13 protein-coding genes, 3 tRNA genes and 2 pseudogenes are annotated in these 16,908 nt (G+C 35.5%); 9 read left to right on the forward strand and 9 right to left on the reverse strand.

Going from position 1 to position 16,908, the window contains the following annotated elements:
- Positions 1–2 precede the first annotated feature (2 nt).
- A complete protein-coding gene (locus EL165_RS22690; protein ID WP_002981338.1) occupies positions 3–695 on the forward strand; it encodes a hypothetical protein in 693 nt (230 codons plus the stop codon).
- 100 nt (positions 696–795) lie between these two features.
- Here EL165_RS22690 and EL165_RS22695 read toward each other — a convergent pair whose 3' ends face one another.
- Both EL165_RS22695 and EL165_RS22700 read right to left on the reverse strand, forming a co-directional pair.
- Complete coding sequence (locus tag EL165_RS22695) at positions 796–1,623, reverse strand: SOS response-associated peptidase (protein WP_081457776.1); 828 nt, start codon at positions 1,621–1,623, stop codon at positions 796–798.
- A 4-nt stretch (positions 1,624–1,627) separates the two neighbouring features.
- On the reverse strand, positions 1,628–1,870 hold the full coding sequence (locus tag EL165_RS22700; RefSeq protein WP_002981334.1) for a hypothetical protein: 243 nt from the start codon (positions 1,868–1,870) through the stop codon (positions 1,628–1,630).
- A 266-nt stretch (positions 1,871–2,136) separates the two neighbouring features.
- On the opposite strand from EL165_RS22700, the gene EL165_RS22705 reads away from it, so the two are divergent.
- Together EL165_RS22705 and EL165_RS22710 are read left to right on the forward strand one after the other, a co-directional pair.
- The gene (locus EL165_RS22705; protein ID WP_050791126.1) at positions 2,137–2,358 is read left to right on the forward strand and encodes a hypothetical protein; all 222 of its coding nucleotides are present in this window, start codon (positions 2,137–2,139) and stop codon (positions 2,356–2,358) included.
- A gap of 14 nt (positions 2,359–2,372) precedes the next feature.
- Positions 2,373–4,712, forward strand: coding sequence for an AAA family ATPase (locus EL165_RS22710; RefSeq protein ID WP_002981330.1), 2,340 nt, complete (start codon positions 2,373–2,375; stop codon positions 4,710–4,712).
- A 110-nt stretch (positions 4,713–4,822) separates the two neighbouring features.
- Here EL165_RS22710 and EL165_RS22715 read toward each other — a convergent pair whose 3' ends face one another.
- Positions 4,823–6,286: a hypothetical protein gene (locus EL165_RS22715; RefSeq protein WP_002981328.1), complete on the reverse strand. Its 1,464-nt coding sequence runs from the start codon at positions 6,284–6,286 to the stop codon at positions 4,823–4,825.
- A 292-nt stretch (positions 6,287–6,578) separates the two neighbouring features.
- On the opposite strand from EL165_RS22715, the gene EL165_RS22720 reads away from it, so the two are divergent.
- On the forward strand, positions 6,579–6,797 hold the full coding sequence (locus EL165_RS22720; RefSeq protein ID WP_041461549.1) for a hypothetical protein: 219 nt from the start codon (positions 6,579–6,581) through the stop codon (positions 6,795–6,797).
- Between the two features lie 228 nt (positions 6,798–7,025).
- Positions 7,026–8,000 (forward strand): annotated as a pseudogene (locus EL165_RS26680) (recombinase family protein); the annotation flags it as partial.
- A gap of 589 nt (positions 8,001–8,589) precedes the next feature.
- Here the strand turns inward: EL165_RS26680 and EL165_RS22735 are convergent.
- From EL165_RS22735 to EL165_RS22745, 3 genes are all read right to left on the reverse strand, one after another.
- A tRNA-Arg gene (locus tag EL165_RS22735) sits at positions 8,590–8,663 on the reverse strand.
- Positions 8,664–8,705: 42 nt separating this feature from the next.
- Positions 8,706–8,780, reverse strand: a tRNA-Pro gene (locus tag EL165_RS22740).
- 14 nt (positions 8,781–8,794) lie between these two features.
- Positions 8,795–8,879, reverse strand: a tRNA-Ser gene (locus tag EL165_RS22745).
- A gap of 134 nt (positions 8,880–9,013) precedes the next feature.
- Here EL165_RS22745 and EL165_RS22750 point away from each other — a divergent pair.
- The 4 genes from EL165_RS22750 to EL165_RS22765 all read left to right on the forward strand — a co-directional run bounded on the left by EL165_RS22750 (position 9,014) and on the right by EL165_RS22765 (position 13,643).
- Positions 9,014–10,039, forward strand: a complete 1,026-nt coding sequence (locus tag EL165_RS22750) for an N-acetylmuramoyl-L-alanine amidase (RefSeq protein ID WP_002981324.1) — start codon at positions 9,014–9,016, stop codon at positions 10,037–10,039.
- Between the two features lie 72 nt (positions 10,040–10,111).
- Entirely contained in the window at positions 10,112–11,512 is a 1,401-nt protein-coding gene (gene aspA / locus EL165_RS22755; protein WP_002981322.1) for an aspartate ammonia-lyase, read from the forward strand.
- 96 nt (positions 11,513–11,608) lie between these two features.
- Positions 11,609–12,463, forward strand: a complete 855-nt coding sequence (locus tag EL165_RS22760) for a glycosyltransferase family 2 protein (protein WP_002981319.1) — start codon at positions 11,609–11,611, stop codon at positions 12,461–12,463.
- Between the two features lie 139 nt (positions 12,464–12,602).
- The gene (locus EL165_RS22765) at positions 12,603–13,643 is read left to right on the forward strand and encodes a hypothetical protein (RefSeq protein WP_002981317.1); all 1,041 of its coding nucleotides are present in this window, start codon (positions 12,603–12,605) and stop codon (positions 13,641–13,643) included.
- Between the two features lie 35 nt (positions 13,644–13,678).
- On the opposite strand, the pseudogene EL165_RS22770 reads toward EL165_RS22765, so the two are convergent.
- From EL165_RS22770 to EL165_RS22780, 3 genes and pseudogenes are all read right to left on the reverse strand, one after another.
- Positions 13,679–15,176, reverse strand: a pseudogene (locus tag EL165_RS22770) (lipopolysaccharide biosynthesis protein).
- A 9-nt stretch (positions 15,177–15,185) separates the two neighbouring features.
- Entirely contained in the window at positions 15,186–15,980 is a 795-nt protein-coding gene (locus EL165_RS22775) for an FkbM family methyltransferase (RefSeq protein WP_002981313.1), read from the reverse strand.
- A gap of 257 nt (positions 15,981–16,237) precedes the next feature.
- Positions 16,238–16,903, reverse strand: a complete 666-nt coding sequence (locus EL165_RS22780) for a DUF2461 domain-containing protein (protein ID WP_002981311.1) — start codon at positions 16,901–16,903, stop codon at positions 16,238–16,240.
- Between the last annotated feature and the right edge of the window lie 5 nt (positions 16,904–16,908).

The following is a 16,908-nucleotide window of genomic DNA, read 5'->3' on the forward strand; positions in this document are numbered from 1 at the left end:
TCATGAACATAAAAAAAATTACACTAATTTTATTTCCGATAATATACATGAATTTAATGGGACAGCAGAATTTTAAAATCGTCGAAACAAATTATAATCTGAATGATTTTGAGGCAATCAGGAAAGAATTGCAGAATTTTGAATTTTTTAAGCAAAACCTTAATACGCATAAGTCCTGCACCAAGCACAAGGACAAAAACGAATTTAGAGTTATGGCTGATGGTAATAAGAAATTCTTTTTACTGTTTGACAAGGAAGATAATGCTTTGGAGTTTTTGGATTCTACGGAACGTTACGATTATGGAATTTTGGAAACAGACTTGCAGGAGGAGCTGGAAAAAATCACTGCTGAAAATATCGATGAAAAATCTGCCGAATTTCTGGCACGTTTTAACAAAGCATTTAAATTGCAGGTGGATTATGATCCAAATGAATCTGACTTTTCGACAATTAATGAAAAGGTCAGAAAGACGGTGTGGGACAAGGAAAGTCGTTTTCTGCTCAATTTTTATATGATGGAGGTTACAAAACGTAAATTTAACTTTCCTAATTGGAGTTTTGAGGAGGTTAATACTTTCAATCCCTTTTACGTTCCTCTGTATGTCGGAAGGGACGGCAAACCGCAAAGTTATTATCGTCTTTTAGAACCAAAGACAAGAAAGCATTTTGATTTCAAAATGTATTTAGGACTTTAGATATTTAATGACAAAAGCAGGATTTCCTGCTTTTGTTTTTTTTTATATACTAAGGAAGCAAAAGAGCCTTGTAGAACATTTTTGCTTCCTTTTTTATTGATTATACTTCGTAAGTTAGTTCAGGCACACCTTCATACACAAAAGCTTTCGTTGGCGTTCCGGTGGTCTTAAATTCCTTCTCGATCGTATAAGCTTCCATCTCGTTTGAATTGATCTGATAAGTTGCTAGTTCAGTTATCTGTTCTTCAGTTAGGTCTGACATCATCCATTCCCAAGCGAGTTCATCAGGAAGCATTGTAGGCATACGGTTTTTTGAGTTGTGGATCTGCTTCATCAGAGAGTTCGCTTCGGTGGTTACAAGCGCAACTGTGTCAACTGTTTCACCTGTATCCTTATCAGTCCAGTTCTGCCAGATCGCAGCAATAAAAAAATATTCTTTATTTATTAATCCGATATGATATGGATATTTATCGGCTGTTTTTAGGGGCTGGTTTGTTTTCTTGTTCAGACGGTAAATATGTCGCCATTCATAAAATTCGCTGGATAAAATTAGACATCGTCTTTCAAGCGCTGCCTTGCGAAACATTTTCTCACGTCCGGTATTTTCATCCTTCAAAAGAAGCTCCTCACCTTTGGCATTTAATGTGGTGTAAGCTTGATGCCATTTTCCTGCGCCGTCCTTATAGCCAAAACGCATTTTTTTTACATCGTCTCTATTTTTGATATAAGATGGTATAAATCCCCATTCCATCTGTACGATATCAAAATTGCACTTGTCCTCTGTGGGTCTAAGTACCGCAATATTTCCGTAATTAAAACCTTCATGTATTTCCTGATCCAGAAAGTCATAGTTCATAACGGCTTTTTCAAGATCCATTAATCTTATGAATTCCTCCCGTGATACGCGTTGTCCATTATAATAACACATAGCTCTATTCTTTTAAGTGTTTACTAATTTCATTACCAAATTTTTCCGCTTCTTGCTGTCTACCTTGTGGTATACTTGTCCAAATTTCTCCATTCCAAGTCTTTGCTTTAGTAATTACCAAAGGTTTTCTATTATCTGCAAATGCAAGATGAAAAACTTTTTGGTCCTGCACTGTATGCTCAATAACAGCAATTTTTAAGCCTTTAATTTCTACAGTAAATTTATGATGTTCAAAAAGATGGGACATTTTAGCTTTATATTGTTCCTATTTATAAATTTAACTAATTTTTTTAAGTATCTAAATCAGTTTTGTTAAGAACGAAAAAATCAATAAATTGCTTAAAAGCTAAATAACCTATTATGAATCTAATAATTAATAGTGTCACTGATTATGGCACTCTTGCGTCCGAACGAGTAAATATATCAGTTCTAGAAGATTGCGATCTATGTTATTATATTATTGTTGATACAACTTTTGTTGGCGATACTGAGATTTCAAACAAAATGCGGCATATGTATTGGTTTGTCTCGAAGAATGTAAAAAAAGGAGATGAGGTAATTCTGTACACCAAAAGTGGTACGAACAAAACCGAGGAAATTAACGGCGGTAAAAATAAAAGATATACTTTGTTCTGGAACCTCGGAAACTCTGTATGGAATAATACCGGTGATGCAGCTGTTTTATTTGAGGTCAGAACATGGAAAACAACAAAGGTGGTAGAAAATAAAAAATAGATCTCTAAAGAAATATGCATCCAATTGATATTGTAGGTTTTAGAAATTTCAGAATATTTAATGATCACGATGGATTTTTCGAGAACTTAACTGCTATTAATCTGCTTACTGGCACCAATAATTCAGGTAAAAGCTCTATAATTAAGGGAATGCAGCTGTTGAAGAATAGTGTTAGCGGAGACGTCTTTCCAAATGAATTAGATTTAACGGATCAGGAGCATTTGTTGGGAAATCTTGAAAACTTGTTATTTAATAAGGAAAACAAGGAAGTTATGATTTCCTTACCATTCAATTATTTTGGTCAGAGATACACATACATTAAGCTTACATATTCTGTTTTGGATACAGATTCTTACAAAGGAAAACTTAGGAAAATGGAAGTTTGTGACGGAAAGGACCATGATTTTCTGTTTTATTTTGAATTTAAGAATGCAACTGAGGAGGATATTGCAGATGACAAGAAGGAGTATGAGAAGCAAACCCAGGAATATGAAAAGCTAATTCAAGATCCAGATATTTCAAAAAAAGATCTTTGGAAAATTTATGGCATTTTCGCAAGACCATTCGAAGATCCTATGGTTGGTCTCGTGGAATGGAAGTTCAATTCTAGCAAATTGAGCAGCTACTTGTCTGAAATATACGAATTTTATAATTTTTATGTAGAAGAGGAGCGTAACACTAGGTGGCTTGATTGGGTTGATAATATTGCAGAGAAAGAAGATTATTGCTTTATACCTTCCGCTGTCGTCAATGCCTTCAGATCAAAACCGGATATTGGGAAATGGAACGATTTTATTAAGCAGTTAGAAGAAACTGGAGATCGAAAGGGAAAACTTAAGATTGGTGATCATGACTTTGAGCCTCCGGAGGTTTTTTATCCACAGCCAGAAGTAGAAGATGTATTTTATGGAAGTATTTTGGAAATAATTAGAGATAATCTGAAATGGATGGAAACAGAAAGTACGGATGAAACTATTAACAAATATAATGTTCTGGAGGAGACATTCAAAAAAGGTTGGGAAGTTTTAAAGCACCGTTTACTTTCTATAAATTACCTATCAACGGTTCGCGAACAGCATGTAAGAATTTATAACGCGTCCTTAAATTCTCCTTTCGTAAATTTGCTAAAGGCTTATATACCTTTGCAGCATGATCCTAATACATTCGTGAATAAATATTTACAAGCGTTTGAAATTGGGAAAAGATTAGATGTCGAATTAAGACTTGATTATCAGTTGATTTTCGTTTCGGTCATTGATAATATTGGGAAAAAAAGAGAGCTCGTTGATTATGGTTATGGAATCAAACAGCTTATTTTATTATTAATTCAAATAAGTGTATTAGCAGAAAAAAATAAAAGAATTCTACATGACTATGGTGACGATGGTGAATATTATATGGATCAGTTCGACCCGAGTTTACTTTTGATCGAAGAGCCAGAAACGAACTTACATCCAAAATGGCAGTCGTTACTTTCGGAAATGTTTTATGAAGCTAATAAAAAATTTAATATCCAATTTGTTGTTGAAACTCACAGTGAGTATTTGATACGCAATTTTCAAAATTTGGTCGCGAGTAATAATGATTTTTCAGATTCCATAAAAATATTCTATTTAAGGAACATACATGCATTAGCCGACGGTAAGAAACAAGTTGAAACAATTGCAATTGCAGAGGATGGAAGCATAAATTATGAAGCATTTGACAGTGGTTTTTTTGATGAATCCAACAATTTACAGTTAAGCCTTCTTAATATTAGGCGCGATCGCTTTATCACCGAATTCATAGGCTTAAAAAAGAACCTTGATGAAAATGAAGAGAAGATTACTCTTTTGGAAGAAAAAATAGATGAATATCATCATAAAACTGATGTACAACGTTATGTGCAAAATATATGTTCTATTTTTAACAGTGCAAAACTTGATAATAGAACGATAGATTATTTGGCATCTGGCCAGTATCTTTTAAATATAATCAGTGTAGGCAGTGATTTTTCTCCGGTTGTTCTGCAGTATGGAAGAGCTATGGAAAATGAGTTAAAGAAATTGTTCGGATCTGTTAATGCTACCAAAAAGTGGAAAATAGGTGTAATGCAGGGATCTCTGGAAAAATTTAAATTTGGAATGAACAGGATATCTGTTTGTTGCAATGCATCTGAGTTTACCTTATTGAATACCGTTTTAAGTTCTATGTTTGTTGATCCTTTATCGTTGCAGATCGATATGATCAATGAACTAAGAGAAACTCGAAATAATGCTGGCCACCCTGGGATTTTAATGGCGAAGCAGGACGCTGAGCAATATATAGAATTAATGACCCAGTTTCTTTTAACATGGTCAGATAATATTGTGTAATTTTTAAGAATAGTACATATTCTTTTAAATAGATGTTTAGTGTTTTTTGGAAAAAGGGATTATAAGAAAAAGAGCAATGCTAAGGGCATTGCTCTTATTTTAACATTAAATTAAGTAGCGGCTTTTATTATAATCTTAATAATAGTTGTAGTCATGTCCAACATCGTCTCGCTGTCAGTTTTTCCAACATTATCGTCATGTTTCACATATCTATTATGATATTTTGTTATGTTATCGATATTTGCCCAGATAAGATTGGCTATTTCGGGCAGAACTTTTCGTGAGGTTAGGAATTTTTTCAGTTCTGCCTGCTGATTCTCAAGGGATTTTTCATTATTTAATATTTCTTTTACAAGTAATTCAAGACTTAGGCGTAAATCATCGACAGCATTTCGTTGATAAATATTATTTTTAAATTTTTCGACTGCTGTATTGTATGCGGCCTCGGCCTTTGGAAACATGCTAAGAATTCCGGAAACCTCCTCGATTTTCTCTGCGCTATCATCAATAGGAGATGTCATTCTTAGGTCTTTGTACTGGGTAATAAGGAGCTGTTTTAGCTGGATTGCACCTGGAGTTCCGCTGTATGAATCACAGAGATCATTAATAATTTCAAACTGTTCGTTTGGACTAAAAGCCTTAAGGTTTTCAAAGAACGCTGTTCTTTTATTTGAAACCTTTTTTCCGTTTTTATCTTCAAGATTGAGGAAATTTTTATCAGCATAAGGTATATCTCTATTAAATTGTACCGCCCTTTCGGTGAAATACTTTGCAATCTGTGTCCATGTCATACCTTTATCTCTTTCTGCAATGACATCTGCAGCGTGGCTTAAAAATGCTTCTTTTATTATCATATTTTGGTTGTGTAAATAGCATAGGAATTTATAGGCTTCATTCGCGTCAATGTAATTAATTAGTTCAGTTAGTTCCCATATTTTTAGGTTGAAGGGTTCTGGCTTTCCTATAATTAAATTATTAAAATACTGTTTGGTTTTACTATTGACTTCACTTTCATATTGTACCAATATTTGTGTTTTGGTTTGCTTTATGACTTCATCTTTGAAAGGAGATAATAGCAATTGTTTATTTAAATCGTCAACTCGTGAAAAGAGGTCTGTCTTGCAATACTTCTCCTTACCCTTGAAAGAAAAAAGATGATTTTTCCAAAGATTGTATTGCATCTTATTATAATCCTCGATTTCGCTTGAAGTCTCTGGTAATATTGATAATTCCTGATCTTCATTTATATAAGTTGCGCAATAATTAATACCAAACCTGTTTATCCAGATATCGAGTTTTTCCCTATAACTGGATGTTTTTTCAAGTTCTTCTCGAAGTGCTGTAAAGGACTGGTTAAACATTAACAAATAGAGTTTCTTATTTTTTTTATTTTCAGGAATTTTGTTGCAATTGCTGCAATTACAGTAGATTTTACTGACCTCGTGACCATCGTTATCTTTGGTGAAAATTCTTCCCCTACTTTGCAAAATATCGTAATGTGCCATCCAGATTGCAAATTTGTCATCTATTTTCTCTTTCGAATTTATAAGTAATGCAATTTCATTATTTGTCATAAATATGGATCAGGTTATAACATTGGTAGTTTAGAATTTTACTTTTTAAGCTTTTACTTTGAGAAATAAATATACTATTAATTGGTTAAAATAAATAAAAAGAACCCCTGCAACAGATTTAAATGGTTAAGCTGTTAATCTAAAACACCCAAATTTTATTTTTTATTAATGGAATAGGAATGAGGAGGATTTTTGAGGAAAACGTAGGGTACTGGTGGATTCACAAATATTTTTACTGCTAAGTTGGCCATATAATTTGGTGGGTAGCCCAACCGATCTAAATGCGGAAATTATGGCAAAATCTGTTTCTTCAAAAAATAATAAATCGATTAATGCTGAGATGTTAAAACATTCCTGTTTTATAGAATTGGAGGAAATACCGTTTGAGCAATTTATGGAAACCGTAAGAAAAACGGGACGTGATGTTACGGAACAGGAAGCAAAAGAAATGCTTGAGTTTTTATATATGTTGACAAGGATTACAATTAAACATTTCTTCTCCCCTGAATAATCAATTTTTTGTAACTTTGTTTAATTGTTTTCGCTGATAAATAATTAGCAATCAGTTAATTGATTCAGCATTTTAACCAAGTATAATAATTCGTAAATTTTTTCAAATGAAAACTACTATTTTATTTGGGACTGTTGGTTTGAACATCAGAGTTCCAACTTATGATCGTGAAGATGTCCAGATCTTCCAGAGACCATTACAAAGAAAGTCAAATGTAATTTTATATCTATGAAAAAGAATTTTAGCAGTAAGATTGCGGATCTTTATATCCGTGTGTCCACAGATGAGCAGGCTGACAAAGGGTATTCACAGCGTGACCAGGCGGAGCGACTGCAGGTATACTGTGCTAAATATGGTATTGCCGTTGAGAATGTCATTTTTGAAGACCATTCAGCAAAAAATTTTGACCGTCCCGAGTGGAGCAAGTATCTTAAGAATCTTAAGAAAAGGAATAGGAGCGATAGGGAACCTAGATTAATCTTATTTACGAAGTGGGACCGTTTCAGCAGAAATATTGGCGAGGCATATCATATGATCAGCGTTCTGGAAGGTTTAGAGGTAGATCCACAAGCTATAGAGCAGCCGCTTGATCTTAAAATTCCCGAAAATAAAATAGTTCTGGCAATCTATCTTTCAACCCCTGAAGTAGAAAATGACCGTCGGGCATTAAATGTGTTCTATGGTATGAGACGGGCAAGAAAAGAAGGTCGTATAATGGGAATTCCACCCTACGGATATGTTAATAGATGTACAGAAGATGGTACAAAATATATCGGAGTGAAGCATCCAGAAGCGGAAAATATTGTTTGGGCGTTTGAGGAGATTGCAAAAGGTGAGTTGCCATCTGAACACGTCAGAAAATTAATGAACAAACGAGAAGGTAAAGACCTTACTAGAAATGCCTTCATGGTTGCTGTTCGAAATCCTGTTTATACAGGAAAGGTATTTATTTCTGAGTTTGAGAACGAGGCTGCACATTATGTGAAAGGTAAACACGTACCACTCATTACCGAGGAACTTTTTGATAGGGTGCAGAAAGTTTTGGAAGGAAAGAGTAGAAGGAATAATTCCGAGCAGGGTGAGAATAGAGTACTACATAATGAAAGCTTCCCATTAAGAGGAGTATTAATTTGTCCACGCTGCGGAAATACGCTGACGGCAAGTACTTCAAAAGGAAATACAAAACGTTATAGTTATTATCATTGTAATTCTAAATGTGGTTTTCGCCATAATTCAGATGCCGTAAACGAAAAGTTTATAGAAAATCTACGTGAATTTGAAATACTGCCGGAATACCGAGATACCTTAAAGGTTATTCTTTTAAAGAATTATCGAAAGCATTGCAGTAATGTTGATGGGGAAAGACAAGCAATCACCGAAGAGATTGATAAAATTACTCAGAAACTCAGTAAGGCAAGAGATTTATTTTTGACTGATAGACTGGACGAAGAAGATTATGCACAGGTAAAATTAGAATGCAAACACAAGGTGGATGAGCTGGAAGAAACCTTGAAAGGTTTAACGAAAGCAAGCAAAGATCAGGATGTCCCTGGTAAGTTATCTGCAGCCTTGGATTCTATTTCTAATATTGCTAAGAGATACATTGACGCGTCGGTAAAAGATAGAAGAAATATAGCCAGTTCAATTTACTACCATAAATTAGAATTTGATGGCAGACGTTTTCGAACTCCAAAATCAAATGCTTTTTTGAATCTTATTAAGCTGAGTAAGAACGATTTAGATAAGCAAAAAAAAAGTCATCAGAATCTAAAAAATCCTGATGACCATGAAGTGAGCGCGAAAGGATTCGAACCTTTGACCGTCTGCTTAGAAGGCAGATGCTCTATCCAGCTGAGCTACGCACCCTTAAAAGTTGATTCCCGCTTAGTTAATAAGCACATTAAAAAGTCGGGGCGGCAGGATTCGAACCTGCGACCTCCTGGTCCCAAACCAGGCGCGATGACCGGACTACGCTACGCCCCGAATATATAGAAGAGCGGAGGGTAAGGGATTCGAACCCTTGCGACACTTTCGCGTCGACAGTTTAGCAAACTGCTCCGTTAACCACTCCGGCAACCCTCCTTTTTGTTTATTTTTAATGATCGTTGTTCCGTTATTGCGAGTGCAAATATAGAACAGATTTCTTTATTTACCAAATAAAATTCAAGAAAATTTTGTGTATTTTTGAAGTAATAAATCATCCAAAAATCAAACTGATGCGTAAGACATTATATATCATCGGATTAAGCACATTTGTTTTTTCATGTACTTCCCAACAAAATGTGAAAAAAAATACGTACAAACCGAAAACCCCGGTAACACAGGCGAAACCAACAGTTCAGACAACACCTCCGGTTGCTCCAAAACCAAAAGTGGTATCTGATCATGGGGTCGACTTTTTTACTACCAATATAGCAGATCCAACAAAAAATGATAACACGGCAAGTTATGGTTCTATTGTATCTGCAAAACCAGCCGGATATAAAGTAGTGAAGACCTATTTTCCGGCCATTGCCCAGAACTTCAGACAGCGTTACTTAATATTACATTATACCGCACTTCCGGACGACAAATCAATTACAGTTCTTACCCAGCAGGCAGTGAGTGCGCATTATCTGGTAAATAATACAGGAGATAATGAGATTTACCAGCTGGTAGATGAGAACAAACGCTCTTATCATGCAGGGGTAAGTGCTTGGAGAAACGACAAAAACCTTAATGATACTTCTATCGGTATTGAAATTGTAAATACAGGATATACGACAGATGCTACGGGTAAAAGAACATTTGCTCCTTTTAGTGACGATCAGGTGAAAAAAGTAGCGGCATTGGTTAAAGATATTGTAACAAGATATCAGATTCAGCCTACCAATGTGCTTGGCCATTCAGATATTGCTCCTACAAGAAAGCAGGATCCGGGGCCTATGTTCCCATGGAAAAAGCTGTATGACGAATACCAGATTGGAATGTGGTATGATGAAGCAGCTAAGCAAACTTATCTTGAAGCTGCCCAGGCAGACATTACCGCAAAATATAATGAGCCTGGCTTTATCTTCCTTATTCAGACTTCACTGCAGAAATTCGGATATGCACTTGATTCCAACGGACAATGGGATGACGCTACCAAGAAAACAATTGAGGCATTCCAGTATCATTTCCGTCCGCAGAATTATGACGGAATCATGGATGCCGAAACATGGGCAATACTGCAGGCGTTAAATCAAAAATATCCGGTAAAATAATTCAGATTAAAACGCATCGGTTAGATGCGTTTTTGCTATCTTTAAACGATCAAAAACAGTAAAATATCTGTAATGGAAAATTTCAGAAAAGAAAGTGATTTATTGGGCGAACTTAATGTGCCTTTAGACGCTTATTATGGGGTTCAGACACAACGAGCTATCAACAATTTTAAAATTTCAGGGCAGCTTTTGTCTTCGTATCCGGAGTTTATAAGAGGGCTGGCTTTTGTTAAAAAGGCAGCAGCAAAAACCAACTATGAACTGGGGCTTTTAGACGAAAACCTGTATTTCAAGATAGCAGAAGCGTGTGATGAAATTGTAGAAGGGAAATATCATGACCAGTTTCCGGTAGATATGATCCAGGGTGGGGCAGGAACTTCCATCAACATGAATGCCAACGAAGTGATTGCCAATATCGTGTTGGAAAAATTAGGAAAAAATAAGGGAGAATATGAATTCTGTTCACCTAATGACCATATCAACCTTTCACAGTCTACCAATGATGCTTATCCTACAGCGATCAAAATGGGATTGCTTCAGATGAATATCGGACTGGTGGAAAGACTGGAAAAAATTATTGCGGCTTTCCGTGCAAAAGGACAGGAGTTTCATGATGTGATCAAAATGGGACGTACACAGCTTCAGGACGCTGTTCCTATGACTTTGGGACAAGAATTTGAAGCCTATGCTGCCACTCTCGAAGAAGACATTTCCAAGCTGAATAACAATGCCAGCCTTTTTGTGGAAGTGAATATGGGAGCAACAGCTATCGGAACGGGATTAAATGCTCCGGTAGGTTATGCCACTCTTTGTGCTAAAAACTTAGCCCAGATTACAGGATTCCCGATTGTTTCTGCACCGGATTTGGTAGAAGCTACTCCTGATACAGGATCTTATGTAATCTATTCTTCTGCAACAAAACGTTTAGCTGTTAAACTATCTAAAATCTGTAACGATTTAAGATTGCTTTCATCAGGTCCGAGAGCAGGTCTTTTTGAAATTAACCTTCCACCAATGCAGCCGGGATCTTCTATTATGCCTGGCAAAGTGAATCCTGTGATTCCGGAAGTGGTGAACCAGGTTTGTTTCAAAGTATTCGGAAATGATCTTACCGTAACTTTTGCCGCTGAGGCAGGTCAATTGCAGCTGAATGTAATGGAACCTGTACTTTCCCATGCCATTATGGAAAACATCAATTTCCTTTGTAATGCTTTGGATACCCTTCGTGAGAAATGTGTGGTTGGAATTACAGCCAACAAAGAAGTTTGCCTGAATATGGTAAAACACAGCATCGGAATTGTAACGGCATTGAATCCTTATATCGGGTACAAACAGTCTACACAGATTGCAAAAGAAGCATTGGAAACCGGAAAAAGCGTTTACAACCTTGTGTTGGAAAAAGGAATTCTTTCCCAGGAAAAACTGGATGAGATCCTTGATCCGAAAAACATGCTGAAACCGCATAACAAATAAATTTATAAACAATTAATGATCAGTGATAATTGATGCTCTTCGTGGATTCTTATCATTGATCATTACTCATTCATCATTCATCAATTTATCATTCCCGTGAGGTTTTTAATTATAATTCCTGCTCATAACGAAGAAGACAACCTCTCCTTTACTCTTGATTCTTTACAGCAGCAAAGCAGCAAGGATTTTAAAGTGGTGGTCGTGAATGACGGTTCTACAGACAGAACACCTGAAGTCATCAGGAAATATACGGAAGCGGATTCCCGTTTTGAAACCGTTACCCTTCAGAAATCAGAACATCAGCCGGGCTCAAAAGTTGTTCATGCCTTTAAAAGCGGACTTCAGACTCAGCTCCTGAATGATTTTGATATCATCTGTAAATTTGATGCCGATATTATTCTTCCGGATAATTATCTGGAAACTGTAGAAGTAGCTTTTGCCAATAACCCAAAATATGGTTTGGTAGGAGGACTTCTGTATATAGAAAAAGACGGCAAATGGGTATATGAAGGGAATTCCAATAAGCATCATGTAAGAGGCCCTATGAAGGCTTATCGTAAAGATTGTTTTATGCAGATCGGAGGATTAAGAGAAACACTGGGCTGGGATAATATTGATTCCATATTGCTTGAAAATCTGGGATGGAAGGAAGTTGTTTTACCTGAACTCCATGTAAAGCTGATCAAAGTAAAAGGAGCTGATTACACAATACGTTCTGCCGATTATTACGGAAGATATTTTTATTTCCTTGGGCTGAATAGGTTTCTTGCATATATTGCCTCTTCAAAAGAAGCGATGAAAAGCAAGTCTGTCGGTTTTTTCTTAGACATTGTTAAGTCTTATGAAGGCTGCAGATCAAAGAAACTGGAATTGAAAATTACAAAAGAAGAACAGAAAGCTGTAAATGATCAACGTTGGAAAATGCTGAAGAAGAAATGGCTGAAGATGTAAGAAGTGTAAATCCAGGAATTGTAGAAGGATTCATGAATCATTATTGGAAAAATTCAACAGGAATGGGCTTTGGCCCGTTTAATTAAAAAAATAAAAAATCCATCGGCTTTAGCCGAAACTTAAGAATGTAACTCCCATCGTGAAAAAAATAGCTTACATAGAAATAGACACCCACGCAGAAATTGCCAAGGCTTTCATGGATATTATGAAAGACTCTCTGGAGTTTTCAGTAGACTATTATTTTTCAAAAAGAATTAAAGATCAGATGAATCATAGTGATGAGCCTGTGTATTTATCAGACAGCTCAATGATTCTGGATCAGTTAAAAGGGAAAGATTATGATCTCGTTGTTATTGGAACGGTTCACCGTTATTTTAACACATTTTTAGCGATAACAAAAAAGTACAATACAGCAGTTATTTCCCACAATCTTAATTTTATCAAAGCATCGAAATTTGATCTGATAAAAAGCGTTTTCAAAGGAGACGTTGTTTTCAGATTAAAACTATGGCTTAAAGAAGGGCTATTCTACAAAACAAAGGTATATCAGACTTCCGGCTCTCTTTTGGTATTGGACGAAGCTTTAATCTCAGAAAAGTATAAGTTTCTACCGCTATTTTATACGAGGGATTTTGACAAAACAAAAAATGAAAATCTCATTATACTTATTCCCGGCGGAGTATCTCAAAAAAGAAGGGATTATGACTATATTTTTAAAACTATTCAGAATCTGAAAACTGATAAACCTTGTAAGTTTGTTTTCCTTGGAAAAGCAACCGGGCATGAATTGAAACAACTCGCACAGTTGTCTGAAAAATTGCCTGGAAATATTGAAATCACTTATTTTTCCGAAAGAGTTTCATCTGAAGATTTTGAAAGATGGATGCAGAAAGCAGATGTTTTATGGTGTCCGATTCAGCAGGAGACGGAATTTTTCAGCATGAAAGAAACTTATGGAGTGACTAAAATGACGGGGAACCTGGGAGACGCGGTAGCTTATGGAAAATGGGCTGTTTTCCCAAGAGATTATCCTTCAAAACTTGATTTTATTATTCCTGAGAAAGAAAATGTTATTGATCAGCTAACTGCACTTTCAGAAACCTCATTTGATTTTTACAAAACATATGGCAGGAAAGAAATTCAGAAAAAACTGGAGCAGTTTTTATACAGCTTACTCTGAATCTCCGACGCTTCCTCTTTCAAACTGGGAAGTGATTATTTAATCTTAAACACACTCTTAATAAACCTTATATTCAGATAATCTTCAACAGGGAAGATTTTTGTGAAATGATTTCCAATATAAATCAACAGTAAGACAACTGCGGGTTTATAGACAAGATTAAGCAGATTGCTGTTAAAGTTTGGAAGAACAATGGCTACTGTAATTGCCAGCGTACATATGATGGAGACAAAAATCATTTCAATACTTAAAGGCGAAACCTTAAAGACAATATAATTGAAAACGATTTTCACCACATTGTAGATCGTAAGGGAGATCGCTGTAGATAAAGCAATTCCGATCAGTTTGAGATCCGTGTTTTTAATGAAATAATAATTCAGTCCGATCGTTAACCCAGCCAGTAAAAGCATAACCAGAATATTGAATCTGTAATATTTTGACAGTGAAATAATATTTCCATTGAAGCCGGTGGCAAGGTCTATTAATACAGCAGAACCCCAGATCCATACCACAGGCTCGTATTCTCTGAGCATGGTTCCGTTCTTGGGCATGAATTGCGTCAGATAAGGGAAACCTACCATAATACAGGAAAATAAAACCGCACCCAGGAAATACAGTGTTAAGGATGTTTTCTTATGGAACCTGTCCAGTTCTACCATATCTCCGTCTGCCAGTGTTTTATTAATGATAGGAGCAGAAATATTGAACAATCCCAGTTGTGGAATAGAAATCAGCGAAATAAGAGCATATAAAACCGAGTAAATTCCTACTTCTTCCATTCCCATAAATTCCCCGATCATAAAACTGTTTATGGCCAGGTAATTTCCGAAAGTCCCAAGAAATCCGAAGAAACTGTAATTGAAAAACTCTTTCCAGAAATTATTCTTCTTAAATAATCTGTATTAAAATCCAGCTGAATCTTTTCAAGCTTGTTGGTGTAATAAATGTAACCCAAAAGCATCAAAAAGAAAATTCCAAAAAAGAAAGCAAACGCAATTTTTTGTGATATTGCCGCATTGATATTCTGGGATAAAGCAAAGAAAAAAAGACAGAATGCTCCAAGATTGGCTATTTTCGGAAACAGATTATCGAAAATATTGGAAACTACAATTCTCTTATAATTGGAAGTGTATTTATTAAAAATAGCACAAAATGAAAGGATTAAGATCAGCGGAAGAATCATTTCTTTGATCTTCCATGCCTCTGAATGCCTGAACTTCGGATAAAAATAAGGAAGTAAGAAAAATACCACTGTGAAAATAAGAAAATTGATAAAAACAGTAAGCAGTGACAGTGACAGCATATTCTGCTTTTTGCCATCTCTTTCCACGGTGTGAAAAAACTTTACATTCGAATAGGAGATGCCCAATACAACAAAAGGAACCAGCATTTCTGCGGTAGGAAGAATGTAGCGCAGCTTTCCATAAATTCAAAATCATTCGGAAATATGAATATTGCGGAAACGGTGCCCAGCAAAAAACCAATATAACCGATAATGGAATATTTGAAGCCTTGTCTCGCTACTACACTCATAAAGTTGTTTTAAATGTTTTTAGGTATAAAAATAATATTGTTGATGTACTGAGTTTTATTTTTTTCGTCGTTTGTATTTTGTGTTATAATATCTTCTGTAAGATTTTCCAGCATAAAGCTGTCTCTGTTCAGGTATTTGGCTTCGTATCCCCAGTTCATTACTTCGGATATTTCATTCCAGATAGGGGTGTCGTGGTGTCTTTGTTCCATTTCAACCATTAAAGTCGGCTGAAATCGTCTGATGGTTTCTCTCGCTCCGGACAATGTTTTTATTTCATTTCCTTCTACGTCTATTTTGATGAAATCAAGTCTATTGAAATGTTCCAGTGCAGCCCATTCGTCCAGCTTGATGACCTTTACTCTCTCCGTATAGCTTTTCTCTTCCCCTTTTTCTTTATAGGAAGTGTTTAAAGTACCGCGTGAAGCAATCGTTTTTCCATTGATAACAGGTACTTTGAACTCTGCAATTCTGTTTTCATCAGAAAGTGCCAGAGGAAGGATATGCATTGCCGGAAACAGCCTTTTCAGTCTTCGGTAAAGTTTCTTATTGGGCTCAAAACCATAAATGTTTTCATGATCCAGTGCGTTTTCCAGTTGATACAGGAAGGTTCCCACATTGGCACCAATGTCTAATATCACTGCATTTTTTGAAAGGTATTCTTTAATCCATACCAGTTCCGGTTCTACATTACGCTCCGAAAAATTATTTTTACTAAGATTATTTAAAGTTTTAAAATATCTTTTTTTGTAGAAATTCGGACTTATATACTGTAGTTTTTCTGCAATTTTTTGGTATAAAGACATTGTAGGCTTTTTGGCGAACAGCAAAGATACGTAAAAATGTAAAACTTTTCTTAAAAAATGTTAATTATAATACGTTGAATTTCAGTAGAGATTGTAAAAAAATGTTTTGTAACCGTTTGAATTTTAGTGAGTTTTTAAAGTAACAAAATAGCCGTTTATTTTTGAAACTTTACCAAAAGTACTGCAAAGCAGAATTTGCTGAATTATGTCGTTTATCCTGGAAGATCTGAGTGATCCGGATTCAAAAAACTCAGGTGTTAAAGAAAAGGAGCATTCAGGAAATCATTGAAAGGTTTCATCAGTTTGAAAATTTTACTCATATTTTTCACAGCATTTTTATCCAGCACTTCATCATCCTTCACAGAATATATCACAATAAAATTTTTAAGCTTAAGATACTCTCCCATGGGATCTTCTTTTTCGAAACCTTGAGGGATTTTTTTCAGTTTATCGTCCTGGTCAAGTTCAGGAAAGTGTTTTTTGAATTCTTTATTGTTGAGAATTTTAAGGAAATCATCCCCATACAGCGAAATTTCTTTACGAACTTCTTTCAGTACAGAAGATTCGGGCATATAAATTCCTCCTGCCAGAAAAGATTTTCCGGGTTCCATGTGCAGGTAATAGCCTCCTTTCTGATTTCCTTTACCCATTCCCAGAGAAGCTCCGAAATTGGTTTTGTAAGGTGATTTGTCTTTTGAGAAACGGGTGTCCCTGTAAATTCTGAATAATGCTTTTTTACTGTCAATCTTGGCAAGCTCTTCATCAAAACCAGACATTTCCTTAATCAGTTCATCTAAAAATGAAACTACATTCTGCTGAGCTTCCGTGTAGAGGTTTTTATTCTCATTAAACCATTCGCGGTTATTGTTTTTATTTAATTTTTTTAAAAAATCAAACGTCTTGGAAGAAATGCTTGCGGACATATTGT

Source organism: Chryseobacterium gleum, assembly GCF_900636535.1.
Taxonomy (GTDB): domain Bacteria; phylum Bacteroidota; class Bacteroidia; order Flavobacteriales; family Weeksellaceae; genus Chryseobacterium; species Chryseobacterium gleum.